This is a genomic window from Agromyces protaetiae (genome assembly GCF_004135405.1).
Lineage (GTDB): Bacteria > Actinomycetota > Actinomycetes > Actinomycetales > Microbacteriaceae > Agromyces > Agromyces protaetiae.
On the sequence record NZ_CP035491.1, the window covers coordinates 2,883,834 to 2,902,111 of the forward strand.

13 protein-coding genes and 3 pseudogenes are annotated in these 18,278 nt (G+C 69.6%); 4 read left to right on the top strand and 12 right to left on the bottom strand.

The annotated features are described in order from the left end of the window. Window positions 1-79 precede the first annotated feature (79 nt). From ET445_RS13415 to ET445_RS13445, 7 genes and pseudogenes are all read right to left on the bottom strand, one after another. Window positions 80-1,492 (bottom strand): UDP-N-acetylmuramoyl-tripeptide--D-alanyl-D-alanine ligase, encoded by a 1,413-nt coding sequence (locus tag ET445_RS13415; RefSeq protein ID WP_129191727.1) that lies wholly within the window; start codon window positions 1,490-1,492, stop codon window positions 80-82. Next, window positions 1,489-3,042 (bottom strand): Mur ligase family protein, encoded by a 1,554-nt coding sequence (locus ET445_RS13420; protein ID WP_129191728.1) that lies wholly within the window; start codon window positions 3,040-3,042, stop codon window positions 1,489-1,491. Before ET445_RS13420 ends, ET445_RS13415 begins: the two co-directional genes overlap by 4 nt. Before the next feature lie 13 nt (window positions 3,043-3,055). Next, complete coding sequence (locus ET445_RS13425; protein WP_129191729.1) at window positions 3,056-4,795, bottom strand: peptidoglycan D,D-transpeptidase FtsI family protein; 1,740 nt, start codon at window positions 4,793-4,795, stop codon at window positions 3,056-3,058. Between the two features lie 67 nt (window positions 4,796-4,862). Continuing rightward, window positions 4,863-5,453: a cell division protein FtsL gene (gene ftsL / locus ET445_RS13430; protein WP_129191730.1), complete on the bottom strand. Its 591-nt coding sequence runs from the start codon at window positions 5,451-5,453 to the stop codon at window positions 4,863-4,865. Continuing rightward, window positions 5,450-6,403 carry a 16S rRNA (cytosine(1402)-N(4))-methyltransferase RsmH gene (gene rsmH / locus ET445_RS13435; RefSeq protein WP_129191731.1) on the bottom strand — a complete coding sequence of 318 codons (954 nt, stop codon included), beginning with the start codon at window positions 6,401-6,403 and terminating at the stop codon, window positions 5,450-5,452. The genes ftsL and rsmH overlap by 4 nt, the downstream gene beginning before the upstream one ends. Window positions 6,404-6,506: 103 nt before the next feature. Continuing rightward, a pseudogene (gene mraZ, locus ET445_RS13440) lies at window positions 6,507-6,936 on the bottom strand (division/cell wall cluster transcriptional repressor MraZ). Window positions 6,937-7,267: 331 nt separating this feature from the next. Next, complete coding sequence (locus tag ET445_RS13445) at window positions 7,268-7,639, bottom strand: DUF3040 domain-containing protein (RefSeq protein WP_129191732.1); 372 nt, start codon at window positions 7,637-7,639, stop codon at window positions 7,268-7,270. A 257-nt stretch (window positions 7,640-7,896) separates the two neighbouring features. Between ET445_RS13445 and ET445_RS13450 the strand changes: the two genes are divergently transcribed. Then, window positions 7,897-8,799 (top strand): polyprenyl synthetase family protein, encoded by a 903-nt coding sequence (locus ET445_RS13450; protein WP_341769753.1) that lies wholly within the window; start codon window positions 7,897-7,899, stop codon window positions 8,797-8,799. A gap of 29 nt (window positions 8,800-8,828) precedes the next feature. Here ET445_RS13450 and ET445_RS13455 read toward each other — a convergent pair whose 3' ends face one another. Further along, window positions 8,829-9,167: an Rv2175c family DNA-binding protein gene (locus ET445_RS13455; protein ID WP_129191733.1), complete on the bottom strand. Its 339-nt coding sequence runs from the start codon at window positions 9,165-9,167 to the stop codon at window positions 8,829-8,831. Window positions 9,168-9,329: 162 nt separating this feature from the next. On the opposite strand from ET445_RS13455, the gene ET445_RS13460 reads away from it, so the two are divergent. Further along, the gene (locus ET445_RS13460) at window positions 9,330-10,382 is read left to right on the top strand and encodes a lytic transglycosylase (RefSeq protein ID WP_129191734.1); all 1,053 of its coding nucleotides are present in this window, start codon (window positions 9,330-9,332) and stop codon (window positions 10,380-10,382) included. Between the two features lie 117 nt (window positions 10,383-10,499). After that, window positions 10,500-12,418 (top strand): annotated as a pseudogene (gene pknB / locus ET445_RS18680) (Stk1 family PASTA domain-containing Ser/Thr kinase). Between the two features lie 123 nt (window positions 12,419-12,541). Here pknB and ET445_RS13470 read toward each other — a convergent pair. The 3 genes from ET445_RS13470 to ET445_RS13480 form a co-directional block, all read right to left on the bottom strand. Beyond that, window positions 12,542-13,870, bottom strand: coding sequence for a class II 3-deoxy-7-phosphoheptulonate synthase (locus ET445_RS13470; RefSeq protein WP_129192568.1), 1,329 nt, complete (start codon window positions 13,868-13,870; stop codon window positions 12,542-12,544). 135 nt (window positions 13,871-14,005) lie between these two features. Next, window positions 14,006-14,695, bottom strand: a complete 690-nt coding sequence (locus ET445_RS13475; RefSeq protein ID WP_129191735.1) for a lysophospholipid acyltransferase family protein — start codon at window positions 14,693-14,695, stop codon at window positions 14,006-14,008. Between the two features lie 47 nt (window positions 14,696-14,742). After that, window positions 14,743-15,702 carry an ROK family glucokinase gene (locus ET445_RS13480; protein WP_129191736.1) on the bottom strand — a complete coding sequence of 320 codons (960 nt, stop codon included), beginning with the start codon at window positions 15,700-15,702 and terminating at the stop codon, window positions 14,743-14,745. Between the two features lie 168 nt (window positions 15,703-15,870). On the opposite strand from ET445_RS13480, the gene ET445_RS13485 reads away from it, so the two are divergent. Then, entirely contained in the window at window positions 15,871-17,703 is a 1,833-nt protein-coding gene (locus ET445_RS13485) for an AMP-dependent synthetase/ligase (protein WP_129191737.1), read from the top strand. An 82-nt stretch (window positions 17,704-17,785) separates the two neighbouring features. Here the strand turns inward: ET445_RS13485 and def are convergent. Beyond that, window positions 17,786-18,276: pseudogene (gene def, locus ET445_RS13490) on the bottom strand (peptide deformylase). Window positions 18,277-18,278: the final 2 nt, after the last annotated feature.

The window sequence follows — 18,278 nt, forward strand, 5'->3', positions numbered from 1 at the left end:
TCGTGCTGCGCTGCCGGTCATGCGACCCATTCTCCTGCTCGTTCGACGAGGAAGCCCGTCACCGTTGCCGTCCCGCCGCTCATGCGAACCATTCTCCCAATCTGTCGCCGAGGAAGCGGAGACCCGCCGAGTTCGACGATTTCACCAGTACCGTATCGCCCGGGCGCACCGAGGCCGCGACGAGGTCGAACGCCTCGTCGGCGGTCTCGACGTAGGCGGACTCGCCGTCCCACGATCCTTCGTTGATCGTCGAGATGTGCAGGCGCCTCGCGCCGGGCCCGACGACGACGAGCTGCGAGATGCCGAGCCGCACCGCGAGGAGGCCGATGCGGTCGTGCTCTTCGCCCGAGTACTCCCCCAGCTCGCTCATCTCGCCGAGCACGGCGATCGTGCGGGCGCCGTCGCGCTTGATCTGCGCGAGGGTCTTGAGCGCGGCCGACATCGAGTCGGGGCTCGCGTTGTAGGCGTCGTTCACGATCGTGATGTCGTCGCGGCCGCCCATGACCTGCATGCGCCAGCGCTCGGCGAGCGTCACGCGCTCGAGGGCGGCGACGATGTCGGGCAGGGCGAGCCCGAGTTCGAGCGACGCTGCGGTCGCCGCGAGCGCGTTCATGATGTGGTGCTCGCCGAGGACCCCGAACTCGACGCGAGCGGATGCCCCGCCCGGCACGGTGACCGTGAACTCGGTGCCGCGCGCATGCACGACGATATCGGTCGCGCGAACGTCGGCGCTCTCGCCGAGTCCGAACCAGACGACACGCGCGTTCGTGAGCGGGGCCATCGAGGCGACGCGGGGATCGTCGGCGTTGAGCACGGCGACATCGGATGCCTCGAGATCGGTGACCATCTCGGCCTTCGCGCGCACGGTCTGCTCGATGCCTCCGAACTCGCCCGCGTGGGCCAGCCCCACCTTGAGCACGATGCCGACGTCGGGGTGGGCCATCTTCACGAGGCGGGCGATCTCGCCGACGGCCGATGCGCCCATCTCGGCGACGAGGTATTCGGTGTCGTCGCGGAGTTCGAGCGCCGTGATCGGGCCGCCGACCTCGTTGTTGAACGACTTGCGAGAGGCGACGGTGCGGCCGTGGGCCGCGAGGATCTCGCGGAGCAGGTTCTTCGTCGTCGTCTTGCCGTTCGAGCCCGTGACGCCGACGACCTTGAGCACGCCGTGCGCACGCACGCGCCGCACGACCTCGGTCGCGAGGGCGCCGAGCGCCTCGACGCTGTCGGCCACGACGATCTGGGGCACGGGCAGGTCGAGCACGTGCTCCACGACGAGGAGGGCTGCGCCGCGCTCGACGGCCGAAGGTGCGAACCGGTGGCCGTCGTCGAACTCGCCGGGCTTCGCGAAGAACACCCAGCCGGGCTCGATCTCGCGGGAGTCGGTCGTGACGGCGCCGCCGACGACCGTGTCGCCCGTGGCATCCGTGCCGGCCGTGACGAGCTGGCCGCCCGTCGCCTCCGCGATCTCGGCGAGGGTGAGGGCGATCATTCGGCCCACCCCGCTTCGCGCAGCGCCTGCCGGGCGTCGTCTCGTGCAGAGTAGGGGATCTTCACGCCGTTCACCTCGTGGTAGTCCTCGTGTCCGGGGCCCGCATAGAGGATCGCGTCGCCCTCGCCCGCGAGCGCGAGCGCGGCGCGGAAGGCCGCGCGGGGGTCGGCGACCTCGTGGATCTCGCGACCCGGCACCGCTTCACGTGCACCCGCGATGAGCGCGGCGCGGATCGCCGCGGGGTCTTCGGTGCGCGGGTGGAAGTCGGTGATGACGACGACGTCGGCGCCGCGAGCAGCGATCGCGCCCATCTCGGCGCGCTTCGTCGTGTCGCGGTCGCCGTCGGCGCCGAAGAGCATGATGAGCTTTCCCTCGACGAACCGGCGGATGGCGCCGAGCGTCTGCAGGAACGCGTCGGGGCTGTGGCCGTAGTCGATGTAGACGAGCGGGCCGCGCTCACCCGACACGCGCTCGGCGCGCCCGGGGATGTAGGCGCGGATGCCGCCGTCACGCCTCAGCGCGTGGGCGATCCGGTCGAGGTCGATGCCGCTCTCGACGAGCATCACGATCGCGAGCGCCGCGTTCGCGGCCATGTACCAGCCGAGGAGCGGCACGCGGGTCTCGAGCCGCTGTCCGCCCGGGCCCTCGAGCACGAAGTCGGTGTGGGTCGCGGTCTCGGCGCCGACCGTCACGCGCCAGTCGGCGGCGACCTCTGGGTCGGTCGTGAGGGTCGTGACGGGAATGCGGACCTCGGACGCGAGCCGCTTGCCCCACTCGGAGTCGACCGTCACGACGGCGCGCTTGGAGCGCTCGGGCTCGAACAGCTCGCGCTTGGCGAGGTAGTACTCCTCGAACGACGCGTAGTCGTCGAAGTGGTCGTGGGTGAGGTTCGTGAACCCCGCGACGTCGAACACGACGCCGTCCACGCGGTGCCGGGAGAGCGCCTGTGCCGACACCTCGATGCCGATCGCGCGCGCCTCGAGCTCGCGGGCACGCGCGAGGAGCGCGTGCAGTTCGCTCGCCTCGGGCGTCGTGAGCGAGCTCGTGACGGCCTCGTCGCCGATCCGGCGCTCGGCGGTCGACGTGAGGCCCGCCGTGAGGCCGAGCTGGTCGAGGATGCCGTAGAGGAGGTAGACGACGCTCGTCTTCCCGTTCGTGCCGGTGACCGCGAAGAGGGTGGCCGCGTTGTCGTCGGTGCGGAAGATCCACCGCGCCACCGGGCCGAGCGCCGCACGCGCATCGTCGGTCACGAGCACCGGCAGGCCGGGGGCGGTTTCGGCGGCAAGGGCCGCGCCCGAGGCATCCGTCAGAATCGCGACCGCGCCGCGCTCAGTCGCATCTCCAGCGAACGACGCGCCGTGCACGTTGCGACCTGGGAGGCCGACGTACAGGTCGCCGGGCCGCACGGCCTTCGACGACAGCGTGACGCCCGTCACTTCGAGGTGTTCGAGATCGCCTCGGACGTCGAGGCCGAACTCGTCGGCGAGCCCCCGAAGCGCCCGGGCGCTCGGATGCTGCGGCCGGAGAGCCGTCGCAGGCGTTCCGGTCACGAACCCAACTTTCTCACCAGGTAGCTGGCAGCTCGGGCGCCGGGGCGCCGGATGGAACGGTCCGATACTTGATCAGCACCTGGCTCATCACGTCTCTGAAGACGGGGGCGGATGCGGCGGACGAGTTCATCTTAACGGGATTCATGATGCTCACCGAAACCACGTACTTCGGGTCGTCGGCGGGCGCGAAGCCCGACACCGACACGAGATACCCGTGCTGGTAGCCGCCCTGGCCGTCGGGCACCTGCGCCGTGCCGGTCTTCGCGGCGACCCGGTAGCCGGGGATCTTCCAGGTGTCGCGGAGCCAGCCGTGCGTGTAGACGTTCTCGAGCATCTGGGAGGTCTGCGATGCGGCTTGCGCACTCACGACCTGGCGCCCTTCGGTCGGCGGCTTCTCGGTCACCTTGCCGTTCTCGTCGGTGCAGCCTTCGACGAGCGTGACGGGCATGCGCACGCCGCCGTTCGCGATGGTCTGGTAGACGCTCGCGATCTGCACGGCGGTCGTCGTGAGGCCCTGGCCGAACATGGTCGCGTATCGGGTCTGCGCCTCCGAGTCCCAGAGTTCGGGGCCGCCGTGGAGGTCGCCCGTCTCCTCGCCGGGGAAGCCGACTTCGCTCGCCTCCCCGAGTCCGAACTTCTTCATGTAGTCGTAGCGCTGCTGGCTCGTCAGACGCTCGCCGAAGAGCGACATGCCCGTGTTCGACGAGTCGATGAGCACGCCCGTGAGCGTGTACCGCTCGTCGTCGTGGTAGAAGCTGTCGTTGATGTCGGCGCCGTCGGGCTTGATCCGGTATCCGGCGATCACGCCGGGTTCGGACTTGCCGGCATCGACGACGGATGCCGCGGTGAGCGCCTTGAACGTCGAGCCCGGCTCGTACGGCGCCGTGAACGCTCGCGATCCGCGGTTCACCGCGTCGACACCGGTGGGGTTGTTCGGGTCGACGGTCGGCACGTCGGCGATCGCGAGGATCTTTCCCGTCTTCGCCTCCATGACCGTCACGGTCGCCCAGTCGGCCTGCGTCGCCTGCACTTGCGCCTCGGCGATGCGCTGGACGGCGAACTGCAGGTCGGCGTCGATCGTGAGCTTGAGGGTGCCGCCGTTCTTCGCCTGCTTCACGACCCGTTCGCTGCCGGGGATCGTGACCCAGTCGCTGAGGCTCCGGAGCTGGGAGAGCTCGCCGTCGCTGCCGGCGAGGCACTGGTCTTCGGCGAGCTCCAGACCTGCCTGCGCTTCGCCCTCATCGCCCATGAAGCCGAGCAGGTTGCCGGCGACGGCGCCGTTCGGGTAGCGCCGTCCGGGGTGCTCCTCGGTGTACACCCAGGGGACCTTGAGCGCCCTGACCTTCTCGTACACGTCGGTGTCGACCTGTTTCTTGACGTACGCGTAGTCGGAGTCGGGGTCTTCGGCGAGCTTCGAGTCGATGATGCCGATGATGTCCTCAGGCTTCATTCCGAGGACTCCCCCGAGCTCGCCCGCGTACTCGGTCAAGACCTCGGGCGTCCCCGATTGCTTCGACCTCGCCTGCTTCGGAGAGAGCACGATGTCGTAGCGCATGACGCTGTCGGCGAGCACGGTGCCGGTCGCATCGACGATCTCGCCGCGCTCGCCCCACACGGGCGTCGTCCGCGACCGCACGTCTTCGGCCTGCTCGTTGAACTCGGCCGCCCGCACGACCTGGATGTCGACGAGGCGCACGAGGAAGACGCCGACGAGGGCGACGAGGGCGAACCCTGTGACGATGACTCTGCGCACGGGGTGCTTGCTCGTCCGTCGCATCCGTCTCGCCGTTCTCTCTCGTGCGCCCTCGCTCGGGCCGTGCTCAGTGGGTCGTGGGGGTCGGGAGCCCGGTCGCCGGAACGATCGGGGCCGCCTCGCCCGCGGGCGGCGCCTGTGCGCCTTGCGCTTCCACACCGGGAGTCTCCCCCGCCGCCGCGTCGCCCGTCGGCGGCACGCCGTCGAGCAGCGCATTCGGCACGAGCGCGGAGTCGCCGCCGCCGATCGCCTTCGCGGCCGCCGGCTGACCGAGGACCGCGCCGTCGGAGAGCCGCAGGTAGACCGGCGCGTTGTTCGGCACCATGCCGAGCGCCTCCGCGCGCTGGGCGAGGTACTGCGGCGACTCCATCGCGTCGATCTCTTCGCGGAGCTTCTGGCTCTCCTGCGAGAGCTTGATCTGCCTGAGCTCGTACTTGTCGGCCTCGTACGCGCCTTCGGTCATGGCGATCGAGAGGAGCATCTGGACGGCGAAGATGACGCCGACCGCGGCGGTCGCGATGATCGCGTAGGCGAGGCGAGGACGGCCTCGCTTCGGCTCGGGCGCCGGACGCAGGGTGCGTTCGGGCGCCTCTGCGCCGCGGCGCCGACGCGCCGGAACGAGCCGTTCGGGAAGGCTCGGTGCCGGCAGTGCGGTCATGATGCCCTCCTCACTCGTTCTGCGGCTCGCAGTCGCACCGGTTTGGCGCGGGGATTGTCGGCCTGCTCGGCCTCGGTCGCGAGTTCGGCGCCTCGGACGAGGAGCTTGAACTGCGGGCGGTGCTCGGGAAGCTCCATCGGGAGCCCGGCGGGCGCCGTCGAGCTCGAAGCCGCCTGCAGGACGCGCTTGACGATGCGGTCTTCGAGCGACTGGTACGCGAGCGACACGAGCCGCCCGCCGACCGCGAGCGCGTCGAGCGCTGCAGGCAGCGCGCGCTCGAGCACCGACAGCTCTTCGTTCACTTCGATGCGGAGCGCCTGGAAGACGCGTTTGGCCGGATGTCCCTGACGCTGGATCGCGACGGGGGTCGCCGCCTGGATGATCTCGACGAGCTCCGCCGACCGGAGGATCGGCTGCTCGGCGCGCGCCCTGACGATGGCCCGCGCGTAGCGCGCCGCGAGCTTCTCCTCGCCGTAGTCGAGGAAGATGCGCCGCAGTTCGTCTTCACTCGACTCGGCGACGACGTCGGCGGCGGTGCGGCCGCGCGTCGCGTCCATCCGCATGTCGAGCGGGGCGTCCTTCGAGTAGGCGAAGCCGCGCTCGGCTCGGTCGAGCTGCAACGACGAGACGCCGAGGTCGAAGAGCACGCCCTGCACCTCGGGGAAGCCCTCGGAGCGCACGGCGCCCGCGATGCCGTCGTAGACCGTATGCACGAACCGCGCACGGTCGCCGAACGCGGCGAGCCGCTCGCGCGCGATGCCGAGCGCGTCGGTGTCGCGGTCGAGGCCGATGACGGTGAGGTTCGGGAAGCGCTCGAGGAACGCACGCGTGTGGCCGCCCATGCCGAGGGTCGCGTCGACGAGCACCGCGCCGTCGCCTTCGAGGGCGGGTGCGAGGAGTTCGACGGTGCGGTCGAGCATGACTGGGGTGTGGATGCGTTCGTAGTCCATAGTTCGTTCCGGTTTCGGGGCCTCGGGGCCCGATCCCCATCCGTTCGTCCTGTCGCGGGGAAGTGCGTCAGGCTCGTACGGCTGGGAGTCGCGCCCAGAGGACTCAGAAGAGCCCCGGAATCACCTCCTCCGCCGTCTCCGCGAAGGCCTCCTCTTGCTCGGCGAGGTATGTCTGCCACGCCGTCGCATCCCAGATCTCCAGCCGGCTGCCCGCGCCGATGACCGTGAGGTCTCGGTCCAGGCCCGCGTACGCACGGAGCGTCGCGGGATGGTGACCCGGTGCTGCTTGTCGGGGTCTCCGCGGATGCCCCCGAGAGGAAGACGCGCATGTAGTCGCGCGCCTGCTTGCTCGTCATCGGGGCTTGGCGGATCTTGTCGCTCATGTCGTCGAACTCGCGAGCGCTGAACACGTAGATGCAGCGCTCCTGACCTCGCGTGAGCACGAGGCCGTTCGACAACTCGTCTCTGAACTTCGCCGGAAGAATGATGCGGCCCTTGTCGTCGAGCTTCGGCTCGTACGTCCCCAAGAACACTTCACCACCCCCTTTTCCTCCGGCCAGGTCCAGGTAGCCCCACTTTACTCCACATCCATCCACTCTTTCAACGAAAAGGGTCCGTTTTGTGGATGCCGCGTCGCGGAACCTTCTTCAGAGGTCCGGAAATCCGCGGGAAACCGGGCATGTCCGGCAGTGGATGAAGGTGGAGGGAACCGGCACGAGACGGCCGCGAGGACGCAGTCTGTGGAGGAAAGCGCACCCCGCGACATCCGGATGCCTCGAATATCACCCCGCGCAAGGGCCCTCGACACGCGAAAACGGGCCGATCTTCCGATCGACCCGTCTCAGTTGGAGGAAAGTGGAGGCGCTACTGCTCGCCGTCCTGTCGACGATCCCAGCGCTCGTTCAAGCGGTCCATGAAGCCGGCGTTCGGCTTGCGGGCGGCCTTGCCCGAAGGCGACGACGGTCGACGCGGGGCGCTGCCCTTGGCGGGCGTGATGGCGATGAGCACGCCCACGAACATGAGCGCGAAGCCGAGCACCCCGATGACGAGGATCTGCAGGGCGACGCCCGCGATGAGTCCGGCGATGCCGGCGACCGCGAGCAGCACGCCCAGCACGATGGACCGATAGTTCGGTCGGCCGCGCCCCCCGACGGCCGCCACGAAATCGGCGTCGTTGCGATAGAGATTGCGCTCCATCTCGTCGAGAAGACGTTGCTCCTGCTCCGAAAGCGGCATCTCATTCCCCTCAGGCTCGGGATCGACGCATCGTCCGATCATTCTAGCGCCGCGCCGCCTCGCTAGGCTAGGCGCGTGCCTCACCGTACCCGGCTCGTCGACCTCGTCCAAGACCGGATCGAGATCTTCCTCGCCGACCGTTCCACCATTCTGCGCTCGATCAGCTCCGACCTCGCCCCGCTCGACGATTTCTCGAAGCGCTTTCTCAGCGGGGCAAGCGCTTCCGGGCGAGGTTCTGCCACTCGGGCTGGCAGGCGATCTCAGGCGGGTCGGGCGATCACTCGGCCGTCATCGCGGCCGCATCGGCGCTCGAACTCTTCCACGCCGCAGCGCTCGTGCACGACGACCTCATCGACCACTCCGACACCCGCCGCGGCGCGCCCGCGGCGCACCGGCTCTTCGAGTCGCTGCATGACGACTCGGGCTGGTCGGGCGACCCGGCGCGCTTCGGCGAAGCTGCCGCGATCCTGCTCGGCGATCTCCTGCTCGGCTGGAGCGACGAACTCCTCGATGAAGGACTCGACCTCCTGATCGACCGAGCCGCCGCACGCGCCGCACGGGCCGAGTTCATGCGCATGCGCACCGAGGTGACGGCCGGGCAGTACCTCGACATCCTCGAAGAGCAGGCCTGGCACACGCGCCCCGACGCCGAGCACCGCACGGCCGCGCAGCGGGTCATCGTCTACAAGTCGGCGAAGTACTCGGTCGAGGCACCGCTCGCGATCGGCGCGCAGATCGCCGGCGCGACACCGTTCCAGCTGCAGTCGCTGCGCGAGTACGGGCTGCCGCTCGGCGTCGCCTACCAACTGCGCGACGACCTCCTCGGCGTCTTCGGCGATCCTCAGGTGACCGGCAAGCCCGCGGGCGACGACCTGCGCGAGGGCAAGCGAACGATGCTCATCGCGATCGCGCGCGAGCGGCTCTCGGCCGGCCAGCGGCAGCTCCTCGACGAACTCCTCGGCGACCCGATGCTCGAGCCCACCCAGATCGGGATGCTCCAGCGCACGATCGAGGGCTGCGGCGCCGTCGACGAGGTCGAACGCCTCATCGCCGACCAGGTCGCGCGCGCGCAGGGCGCCCTCGCGGACGCCCCGATCGACGGCGGCGCGAAGGCCGAACTCGGCACGCTCGCGACGGCGGTCGCCAAGCGGACGAGCTGAGCGTACGCGCTCACCTGAGCGCGCGCTTGCTAGAGGAGCGCCTGCGCCACCCGCCGCACCTCGGCCTTGCGGCCCGCGAGGAGCGCGGCGATGGGCGTCGTCCCGAGGCTCTCCTCTTCGCTGATGAGCCAGTCGAGCGCCTCGGCATCGTCGAAGCCCACGTCGTGGAGAAGGACTGCCGTGCCGTGCAGCTCGGGCAGCGGTGCGTCGTCGCGGAGGAACACCGACGGCACCTTGAGCACGCCGTCGATGCGCGCGGCGAGGAGGTAGCGCTCGTCGATCAGCTTGCGGATGCGACCGGGCGTCTGCCCGGTGAGGTCGACGAGGTCGGGAACGGTCAGCCAGGAGAACGGCGCGGCGTCGGTCACCTCTCAAGAGTGCCACGATCCGCGCGCGGATCGGAACCCGGCCTGCCGAGACATCCGCGATATCGCCATCGAACGGTGTCGGATGACTCGCGCGGAGGTCGTTGACTCGACCACGACGGTATGTCACGGTGGCCCCGATCGAGTGCGGCGATCGGGGGAACGATGCACGAAGAGACGGTCGGACGGCCGGCGCGACGAAGCGGGCTGCGACGGGTGCTCGCCGTGCCCGTCGCGATCGCGAGCACCGTCGCCGTGACGCTCGGCATCGTCCAGCCCGCCGACGCCGCCGCACGAGGAGCCGACCGTGCGCCGAAGCCCAAGGGCGCCCTTCCTGCAGCGAAGCGGGGAGCGGTGCGCGCGGCCGCGCCCGCTGCGGTCGTGCCGGGCGAGTACACCGTCGTCGCGGGCGACACCGTGAGCGGCATCGCCGAACGGTTCGGCCTCGCGACCGCGGAGGTGCTCGCACTCAACGGCCTCGGCTGGTCGACGCTCATCTTCCCCGGGCAGGTGCTGGCCCTCTCGACCCCGACCGTGCCGCACGAGGCGGCTGCGCCGCCCGTGGAGCCCGAGATCGCCCGTCACATCGTGGTCGGGGGCGACACCATGTGGAGCATCGCCGAGCGGAACGGCATCGGGCTCGACGACCTCCTGAGCGCGAACGGCCTCAGCCGCGACAGCCTCATCTTCCCCGGCCAGTCGATCGTGCTGCCGACGGCGGCGCCGTCCGCCGCACCGGCACCCGTGCCGCTGCCCGCGCCCGACGCCGCCCCGGCCCCGGCACCGGTCGAGCCCGTGGCATCCGTCTCGCTGCCCCTCACCGACGAGCGCCTCGCGAACCTCCACATCATCATCGACGTCGGACGCTCGCTCGGCGTCCCCGACCAGGGCATCGTCGTGGCCCTCGCGGCCGCAGCCCAGGAATCGGGCCTCGTGAACGCCCACTCCGGCGACGCTGACTCTCTCGGCGTGTTCCAACAGCGCCCGAGTCAAGGCTGGGGCACGGTCGACGAAGTCCTCGACCCCGTGCGCGCGGCGACCGCCTTCTACGGCGGCGCCGCGAACCCCAACGAGCACACGCGCGGGCTCCTCGACTATCCGGGCTGGGAGTCGCTGAGCGTCACCGAGGCGGCCCAGTCGGTCCAGATCAGCGCCCACCCCGACTACTACGCGAAGTGGGAGCGCCAGGCGAGGGAGTGGCTCGCGGAATTCGGATGACCCGAGTCATCCGACCATCACGAAGCCGTTGCGATTCTCCACACGCTCGGTGTCTATCCAGGGCGGGCATGCCTTGCTTCGTACACTCATACGGTGACCACACCGCCGCCCGACCCCATGATCGGCCGTCTCATCGACGGGCGGTATCAGGTGCGCTCGCGCATCGCCAGGGGCGGCATGGCGACCGTGTACCTCGCGACCGATCTCCGGCTCGAACGCCGCGTCGCGATCAAGATCATGCACGGCCACCTCGCCGACGACAACACCTTCAAGACGCGCTTCGTGCAAGAGGCTCGCAGCGCCGCACGGCTCGCGCACCCGAATGTCGTCAACGTCTTCGACCAGGGCCAAGACGCCGACATGGCCTACCTCGTCATGGAGTACTTGCCGGGCATCACGCTCCGCGACCTCCTGAAGGACTACAAGAAGCTCACGCCCGAGCAGACCGTCGACATCATGGACGCCGTGCTCGCGGGTCTCGCAGCCGCGCACAAGGCCGGCATCGTGCACCGCGACCTCAAGCCCGAGAACGTGCTCCTCGCCGACGACGGGCGCATCAAGCTCGGCGACTTCGGGCTCGCGCGCGCCGCGAGCGCGAACACCGCGACCGGGCAGGCGCTCCTCGGCACGATCGCCTACCTCTCCCCCGAACTCGTCACTCGCGGCGTCGCCGACGCCCGCAGCGACATCTACGCCGTCGGCATCATGATGTACGAGATGCTCGCGGGCGAACAGCCGTACGTCGGCGAAGCCCCCATGCAGATCGCGTACCAGCACGCGAACGACAGCGTGCCGACGCCGAGCTCCAAGAATCCGCAGGTTCCCGCCGAGCTCGACGAGCTCGTGCTGTGGGCGACGGCCCGCGACCCCGACGAGCGTCCCGCAGACGCCCGCGCGATGCTCGAACGCCTGCGCGAGATCGAGCCCGCGGTGCGCGGCGATCGGAACGCCGCCCCGACCCAGGCGACGCTCGTCCTCGGCGAGACCGCGTTTCCGCCGACCGCGGCGACGACCGTGCTCGACCCGCTCACAGCGCCGTCCGCAGGCATCGCCGTGGCACCCGTCGCGACCGCGCTCGCAGACGACTCCGAGCCCGGTGAGGACGCAGCCGCCCTCACCTCGAGCGCCGCCCGCCGGAAGCGACGCGGTTACTGGCTGTTCGCCCTCGTGCTGCTCCTCGCGGGCGTCGCGGGGGCGCCGGATGGTACTTCGGCGCAGGCCCCGGCGCGATGGTCGCCGTGCCCGACACCCGTATGCTCGTGCCCGACGTCGCGACCGACGTGCTCGAAGACGCGGGTTTCGTCGTCGTGCCCGACGAGGTCAACGACCTCGAGGTCCCCGCCGGCCAGGTCGTCGGCACCGACCCCGAGTCCGGGTCGCTCGCGCGCCGCGGGGCCGACGTCCGGCTGCTGGTCTCGCTCGGTCCACGCATCCTCGACCTCCCGCAGGTCGTCGGCACTCCGGAAGACGCCGCACGCGACAACCTCGCCGACTTCGCGGTCGCCGACGAGAGCGACGTGCAGTTCTCGGCGAGCATCGCCGCCGGATCGGTCATCGCCGTGCTCGGCGCCGACGGCGCCCCTGCGCCCGCACAGCTCGCCGAGGATTCCCCGCTCTCGCTCGTGGTGTCCGCCGGGCCGGTTCCCGATCTCGCCGGCCTCTCACGGACCGATGCCACCGCCGCCGTCGAAGCGGTCCACCTGAAGCTCCACGAACTCGATGCCCAGTTCGACAACTCCGGCGCGGTCGCCGCCGACCACGTCCTGAGTGCCACGCCGACGACCGACCCTGTGCGCCCCGGCGACTCGATCGACGTCGTCTTCTCGAAGGGGCAAGACCTCGTCGACGTTCCGAACGTCGTCGACATGAAGCTCGGCGACGCCATCGAGACGCTCGAGGCTGCCGGATTCAAGGTCTCCCACAGCTTCCCGGCGCCGTTCATCGGCTTCGTCACCGTCACCTCGCAAGAGCCCGCAGGCGCCACCCAAGCGTTGCGCGGCAGCGAAGTGCGACTCGTCGGCACGCTCACGCTCTGACGCGCGAGCGGGGCGGGCACGAGGCATCCGGCCTCCGCCGCGGGCGTGCGCCGGAAACGAGAGCGGCGCGAGACATCCGTCATGGATGCCTCGCGCCGCTCTCGTTCGTACGCGCGCGGCGACTCAGCGCGCCGCGAGCTCCTCTGCGACGAGGAACGCGAGCTCGAGCGACTGCATGTGGTTGAGGCGCGGGTCGCACAGCGACTCGTAGCGCGTCGCAAGGGTCGCCTCGTCGATGTGCTCGGATCCGCCGAGGCACTCGGTGACGTCGTCGCCCGTGAGCTCGACGTGGATGCCGCCCGGGTGCGTGCCCGCGTCGCGGTGCGCTTCGAAGAAGCCCTTGACCTCGTCGACGACGTCGTCGAAGCGACGCGTCTTGTAGCCGGTGGGCGTCGTGATGCCGTTGCCGTGCATGGGGTCGGTGACCCACAGCGGGTTGGCGTCGCTCGCCTTGATCGCCTCGAGCAGCGGGGGCAGTGCGTCGCGGATCTTGCCCGTGCCCATGCGCGTGATGAACGTGAGGCGGCCCGGTTCGCGGTGCGGGTCGAGCTTCTCGACGAGTTCGAGCATGACCTCGGGTGTCGTCGTGGGGCCGAGCTTCACGCCGATGGGGTTGCGGACCCGCGAGAGGAAGTCGACGTGCGCGCCGTCGAGTTCGCGCGTGCGCTCGCCGATCCAGAGGAAGTGCGCCGACGTGTTGTACGGCGTGCCCGTGCGCGAGTCGATGCGCGTCATCGGCCGCTCGTAGTCCATGAGCAGACCCTCGTGACCCGTGTAGAACTCGGTGCGCTTGAGCTCATCGAAGTTCGCCCCGCAGGCGTCCATGAAGCGCACGGCCCGGTCGATCTCGCGGGCGAGCTTCTCGTAGCGCTGGTTCGCGGGGTTGGCGGCGAAGCCCTTGTTCCACTGGTGCACCTGACGGAGGTCGGCGAAGCCGCCCTGCGTGAAGGCGCGGATGAGGTTCAGCGTCGAGGCCGCCGTGTGGTACCCCTGCACGAGACGACGAGGGTCGGCCGCGCGAGTCTGCTCGGTGAAGTCGTAGCCGTTCACGATGTCGCCGCGGTACGCCGGCAGCGTCACGTCGCCGCGCGTCTCGGTGTCGCTCGACCGGGGCTTCGCGAACTGGCCCGCCATCCGGCCCATCTTCACGACAGGCATCGACGCGCCGTAGGTCAGCACGACGGCCATCTGCAGCACGGTCTTCACGCGGTTGCGGATCTGGTCTGCCGTCGCACCGGCGAACGTCTCGGCGCAGTCGCCGCCCTGCAGGAGGAACGCCTCACCGCGCGCGGCCGCCGCAAGGCGGTCGCGCAGCATGTCGACCTCGCCCGCGAAGACGAGCGGCGGCATCGTCGCGAGTTCTGCGGAGGCTGCGCGTGCCGCCTCGGCGTCGGGCCACTGCGGCTGCTGCTTGATCGGAAGCGTGCGCCAATAGTCGAGGCCCGCGATCACGGAGGGATCGGCGTTGACGATGGGCTCGACGAGCTGGGTCACTGGTGCGTCCTGGATGTTCGGCGCGCGCGGCGCGGATTGAGGGGAGGATGCGACGACGCGTCGGCGTCGACCGCTCGAACGAGCCTACCGGAGTCAGGCGGACTGGGCCGCGCGCTGCTCTTTGACCGAGCTCGCGTACACGTCGACGTAGGTCTGGTTGCTGAGGAGACGCAATTCGTGGACGAGTTCATCGGTCACGCTGCGGAGCACGAACCGATCCCCCTCGAGGCCTTCGAACCGGCTGAAGTCGAGCGGCTCGCCGATGACGATGCCGATCCGGCGGATCTTCGGCAGCCTCGTGCCGATCGGCATGACCGCCTCGGTCCCGATCATCGCGACGGGGATGACCGGCGCCCCCGACTCGAGCACCATGCGGGCGACCCCAGTGCGACCCCGATAGAGGTGACCGTCGGGGCTGCGTGTGCCCTCGGGATAGATGCCGAGGATCCGCCCCTCGCCGAGCACGCGGAGACCCGTGTTCAGGGAGGCCTCGGAAGCTTTGCCGCCCGAACGGTCGATCGGCAGCTGGCCCGCCGCCTGGAAGAACCGGCGCGTCGCCCAGCCCTTGAGCCCCTTGCCCGTGAAGTACTCGCTCTTCGCGAGGAAGACGACCTGACGATCGACGACGAGCGGCAGGAAGATCGAATCGATGAACGAGAGATGGTTCGAGGCCAGGATCACCGGGCCGTCTTTCGGGATGCGGTCGAGTCCGACGATCCACGGCCGGAAGATCGAAAGCAGCAACGGGCCGACGACGATGTGCTTCATCACCCAGTAGAACACCCGGGCTCCTCCCGATCGAACCGCACCAGCCTACCCTGCACGCGCGGTCAGGAGTGCTCGGCCACCCACACCCGTGCGAGGTCGGCGGCGCCGACGACGCCCGCGTCGTTCACGAGTTCGGCGATGACGAAATCGGGCTCGGGGTGGAAGCCGCGCGCCGGCAGATGATCGAAGAACGATTCGCGGATCGGCTCGAGGAGGAGCTCGCCGGCCGACGCGACACCGCCGCCGAAGACGAACCGCTGAGGGTCGAGCACGGCGGCGAGACTCGCGGAGGCCTCGCCGAGCCAGTGCCCGAGTTGCCGGAGCGCCGCGAGCGCTCCCGGGTCGCCGTCCTGGATGAGCGCACCGACGTCGCTGCCGTGCAGTCGCCCGCGCTCCTTGCGGACGCGCGCGAGGGTCTGTCCGATCCCGCCGGCATCGGCGATCTCGTTCGCCATGCGCAGGAGTGCGCGACCCGAACCGTACTGCTCGATGCATCCGTGCTGCCCACAGCCGCATGCGATGCCGCCGGGGACGACCCGGAGGTGGCCGAGTTCGGCGCCCGCCCCGAACCCGCCGCGGAACAGACGATCGCCCGAGACGATCGCGCCCCCGACCCCCGTGCCGATCGTGAGCATGACCATGTCGCTCACGAGGCGTCCGGCGCCGAAGCGGAACTCGGCCCACCCGGCGGCGTTCGCGTCGTTGTCGACGACGACCGTCCCGCCCGTGCGGGCCTCGAGCTTCTCCCGGAACGGCTCGTTGCGCCACGCGATGTTCGGCGCGTAATAGACGGTCGACTGGGCGGCGTCGATGAACCCGGCTGCCGCCACGCCGACCGCCAGCGTCGCGCCCGCGGCCTCGGCAGCGCGGAACGAGCCGATCATCGCCACGACGGCGTCTTCGAGCTCGAGCGGATCTTTCGGCGTCGGGACGCGCTCGCTTCGGACGATGACGCCGAGATCGTCGACGACCGCGCCCGCGATCTTCGTCCCGCCGATGTCGATGCCGATCGCGTTCGCCACGATGACCGCCTTCCGAGTGTGCCGGGGTGTGCTTCGAGTGGTATCGAACCGATATATCGGCGGCGAATCGCGCGTGCGGAACGACGAACTAGAGTGTAGTCAACCCAATGCCGAGGTCGGCGCGGGCCCGAATCCCCGCACGACCCACCCGGTGCCGAAGGAGCTACCGTGATCGAATTCTCAACCCCTGCGCTCGTCGCCGCCGACCCGACGGCGAACACGACCGATCTGCTCGTCGATCGCCTGAAGGCGACGCCCGACTCCGTGCTCTTCTCCCTCCCGACCGCCGACGGCGGCTGGTCGCCGGTGACGACCCGCGAGTTCTACGACCAGGTCATCGCGCTCGCGAAGGGCCTCGTCGCGGCCGGCATCGAGCCCGGCGACAAGATCGGCCTCATGTGCAAGACGCGCTACGAGTGGACGCTCATCGACTTCGCCACGTGGTTCGCGGGCGCCGTGCTCGTGCCGGTATACGAGACGAGCTCCCCCGCGCAGGTGCGCTGGAACCTCGCAGACTCGGGCGCCATCGCCGCGATCCTCGAGACCGCCGACCACTTCGCGCGTTTCGACGAGGTCCACCCCGACCTCCCCCTCATCCGCAACACCTGGCAGATCGACCTCGGCGATCTCGACAAGCTCGTCGCCGGCGGCGTCGACGTCCCCGACGAAGAGATCGAGCGCCGTCGCAACCTCGCCGACGCCGACGACATCGCGACGCTCATCTACACGTCCGGTTCGACCGGCAAGCCCAAGGGCTGCGTCCTCACGCACTCGAACTTCGTCGAACTCGCGCGCAACTCGCAGATCGCCCTCGACGAGGTCGTCGCCGACGTCGACGGCGCATCGACGCTCCTCTTCATCACGACCGCGCATGTGTTCGCCCGCTACATCTCGGTGCTGTGCGTGTCGGGCGGCGTGCGCGTCGGCCACCAGGCCGATACGAAGTTCCTGCTGCCGTCGATGGCGAGCTTCAAGCCGACCTTCCTCCTCGCGGTTCCCCGCGTGTTCGAGAAGGTCTACAACGTGTCCGAGCAGAAGGCCGAGGCCGGCGGCAAGGGCAAGATCTTCCGCAAGGCGGCCGACACGGCCGTCGAGTACTCGCAGGCCCTCGAGAGCGGACACGTCCCGCTCGGGCTCAAGCTCAAGTTCCGCCTGTTCGACGCCCTCGTGTTCAAGAAGCTCCGTGAGGCGATGGGCGGCAAGGTCAAGTATGCGGTCTCGGGCTCGGCGCCGCTCGGCACCCGTCTCGGACACTTCTACCACGCGCTCGGCATCGCGATCCTCGAGGGCTACGGTCTCACCGAGACGACGGCCCCCGCGACCGTGAACCTCCCGAAGAAGTCGAAGATCGGCACCGTCGGCCCCGCGCTTCCCGGCGTCTCGATCCGCCTCGCCGAAGACGGCGAGATCCAGGTCAAGGGCATCGACGTCTTCAAGGAGTACTGGAAGAACCCCGAGGCGACCGCCGCGGCGTTCGAAGACGGCTGGTTCAAGACGGGCGACCTCGGCTCGTTCGATGAAGACGGCTTCCTCACGATCACGGGCCGCAAGAAGGAGATCATCGTCACGGCGGGCGGCAAGAACGTCGCTCCTGCCGCGCTCGAAGACCCCATCCGGGCGAACCCGCTCGTCGGCCAGGTCGTCGTCGTGGGCGACAAGAAGCCGTTCATCTCGGCGCTCGTCACGCTCGACACCGAGATGCTTCCGGTTTGGCTCAACAACAACGGCGAAGACGCCGGCCTCGCGCTCGAAGAGGCCGCGAAGCACCCCGCCGTGCTCGCCGAGGTGCAGCGTGCGATCGACGCCGCGAACGAGCACGTCTCGCGCGCCGAGTCGATCCGCAAGTTCACGATCCTCCCGCTCGAACTGACCGAAGCGAGCGGCCACCTCACGCCGAAGCTCAGCATCAAGCGCAACGTGATCCTCGAAGACTTCTCGAGCCACATCGAGGAGATGTACTCGGGCGCTCCCGCGACCGAGGGGCACTCGATCGTCCACTGATCGGGGCGCGCGAGCGCGAATGACGAAGGGGCCCGCGGCATCAGCCGCGGGCCCCTTTCGCGTCGTCGCCGAGGAGTCGGCGTCAGAACCAGTCGGACTCGCGCACTTGGCGCATCGCGACCCGTCGGTCGTCCGTCTCGAGCCGGTCGAGGTAGACGAGCCCTTCGAGGTGGTCGACCTCGTGTTGCAGCGCCTGCGCCATGAGCCCGGTGCCCGAGAGTTCGATTTCGTTGCCGTCGAGGTCGATTCCGCGCACGCGCGCGAACGCGTACCGCGGTGTCTTGTGCCAGAGACCCGGCACCGAGAGGCATCCCTCGTCGATCTTCGTCACCTCGCCGCTCAACTCGACGATCTCGGGATTCAGGATGTACCCGATCTCACCGTCGACGTTGTAGCTGAACGCGCGGAGGTTGACGCCGATCTGCGGCGCGGCGACGCCGGCGCGTCCGGGCAGTTTGACGCTCTCGACGAGGTCTTCGACGAGCGCGCGGACGCCGTCGTCGATCTCCCCGACGGGGCGGACACGGTTTTGAGGACTGGATCGCCGAAGAGGCGGATGGGTCGTTCCGGCAAGG